Annotated in this window: 1 protein-coding gene; it reads left to right on the forward strand. The window is 32.9% G+C overall.

Annotated elements, in window-relative coordinates:
* Positions 1-140 precede the first annotated feature (140 nt).
* Positions 141-2,801: an autotransporter domain-containing protein gene (locus Q0V67_RS10310; RefSeq protein ID WP_297599326.1), complete on the forward strand. Its 2,661-nt coding sequence runs from the start codon at positions 141-143 to the stop codon at positions 2,799-2,801.
* Positions 2,802-2,848 lie beyond the last annotated feature (47 nt).

Here is a 2,848-nt window from a genome sequence, read left to right on the forward strand (position 1 = left end):
AAAATAATAGACTCTCCGGACAGTATTTTGTGAAATATTGTCCGGAGAGTTTTTTATTGTTATCGTAAAATTTATAGGAAATACATAAATGAAATAGTACATAAATTCAAATGATTTTAAAAAATTAGGAGTGTGGTAGAATGAAAAAGATGCAACTATTACTGATAATTTTAGCCTTACAAAGTGTAAACTCGTTTTCAAGCGAAGAGAAAGGACTCATATTTTGGACAGATTTTAACTACTATAAAAATAACGAGATAGATTATAAAATAAAAAGGGGGGGTTATTTTAAATTGGAAGAATCGGAGACTCCAGATATCCAGCCACCGCCAATAGTTCCAAATCCAAAACCTACTCCAAATCCTTCAATACCGGCTCCACCAAAATATATATTTTACAACAAAGTTTTTTATGAGGGGAATAATCTTTTTACAGGTCAATCTCCGCTTGGAGGAGATTTGACTCTTTCAGCTGCCAATGATATAGGAATGGGAAGTATTATGACAGGTTATACCATAACCAATAACAACACAATAACTTTAAATACAAATCCAGAGTATGCAACAATGATTGGAATGCAGGGGTCAGGAGGGGGAGAGATAGTTAATGGAACATCGGGAACTATAGATGTAAACTCTTTTGCGGGTGTCGGTATGAGTATAGAGGGCAAGGGAAGAGCTGTGAACCACGGTGTTATCAATGTGTCGGATGTCGGAAATGGAATCCAATTATCGGGGGATTCAACTGGAGAAAATAGTTCATCTGGAACAATAAATCTTGATGATAGTCAGGCTATGGGAGTCTATGTCAGTGGTGGGACTTCCGGTACAAAATTTGAAAATAATGGGACAATAGCAGGGTATTCATTTGCAGGAATGAATATATCTGGACTAGGAACACTAGAAAATAATGGAACAATATCAAACACCAATGGATATGCGGGAATATATGTTATCAATGGTGGAACAGGTATAAATAGAGGGGATATAACTATGGCTGATGGAAGAGTTGGAATGTATGTATCCAAAGGGAGTATAACAAATGATGGTACAATTACAATGACCACATTAAATTCAGGAAATAATGCTCTACTATATCCAAGCAGTGGGATGCATGTTTCAAATAGTGGAACTGCTATAAACAACGGGACAATAAATATTGGAGTTTCTACAACTGATACAATACAAGGATTTAGTGGAATGGCGGGTGTAGGAAATGTGGTTTTAGAAAATAACGGCAACATAAATCTATATGCAACGGATGTATCTTCTGCAAAAAACTCAAATGTATTTGATTTTGCATTCAATCTATCAAGTGGAGCGGTTGGAGTCAATAAAGCAAGTGGAACTATAAATTTAGGGGAGAATGGATTTTTAGTGACAGGAGGGAATCTATATAACTGGGGAAAAATTGTTATAAATTTAAATAATAATGGTGTGAGTATTCCATATAATAAAGGGAAGTTGATTATGGAAAAAGGTGGGACAATAACACCTCTTAATCTGCACCTAAAGCAGGATATATATATAGGACAGAGTTATTTGGAAAAAAGATATACTGACTCGGCAATTTTAAATTTGGATCAATCGATTATTGACAGTGCTAAAAGTATAAAAAGCAACAGTATTGTCTATGATATTGAAACTGAAAATGGACTTATTTTATCCCAAAGAAAAAATTTCAAAGTATTAACAAATGATTCGATAGGTGAATATTTAGAAGATATATATTACGATTCAAATTCAGGTGAAAAGGACGATATGTTTGATGCCTTGATATCAGCAGATAACAATCAGGATTTTGAAAAAAGAGTGGATGAGATTTTTGGAAGAAAATATTTTCCAACTTTAATCTATCAAACAAAAGATGCAATAACATTTGGAAACGATACAATTATAGATCAAATATCTAGAAAAACACAGGCGACAGGGAAAGAGAGCTATATTTTGGGATACTCTTTTGAAAAATTCAGAAAAGGTTCTAGGGATGGGAATTTGGGTTATGATGAGAGTTTAAATAGTGTATTTTTAGGGAAAAATTATCCATTGAATAGTGAGCTCAGTACTGGATGGATTTTAAGCTATACAAGAATGGATAGCGATTTTAAAGAGGGCGCAGGAAAAAGAGAGGACAATCTATTTCAAGGAACGGGGTACTTAAACTACAATAAAGATGATGTAAATGCTTTTGGAGGAGTTTTCTTAGGATACTCTAAAGGAGATTTGACAAGAGATGTAAATCTAGAATATTTGAAATATAATGGAGATTTAACAGGCGTAGAATATAAAAGGTTGAATGAGAGCTTAAATTCAGATATTAAAAATTGGTATGTTGGAGGTATGGGAAAAGTATCTAAAGTATATAATTTATCATCAATATTTATAGAACCTGAAGGAAGAATCGAGTCTATGGGAGTATTTCAAAAGAGAATCAATGAAGGTGGTGGAACATATAACCTAGATATTGATGAGATGAAAGGATTTTTAAATACTGCATATATAGGTGCAGACATAGGAAGAGTGTTTGATATTCATAAAACTAATTTGAAATTATCTATAAACGCTGGATTAAAACAAGATCTAAACAGTATTGATGACAACATAAAGTTTAAAATAAAATCTCTTGGAGAAGAGACAGGGAAGATAGATATAGAAAACAAAAATAGATTCTCTCAAGAGGTTGGTATGAAGGTGGAGGTTGGAAATCTATGGAATGGATTATCTGTATATGGAGATTATAAATATTATTTCTCAAAGGATGATTCTTGGAAAGTTTCAGCTGGATTGAGCTATGTTTTTTAAAATGCAAAGACTGAAAAAATAGTACGTTTGTGTTTAATTTTATTAAA

The organism is uncultured Cetobacterium sp. (assembly GCF_947072685.1).
Classification (GTDB): Bacteria; Fusobacteriota; Fusobacteriia; order Fusobacteriales; family Fusobacteriaceae; genus Cetobacterium_A.

Excerpts from the sequence above, each read along its gene's own strand:
- Q0V67_RS10310 (WP_297599326.1), top strand. The coding sequence starts at position 141 with ATGAAAAAGATGCAACTATTACTGATAATTTTAGCCTTACAAAGTGTA.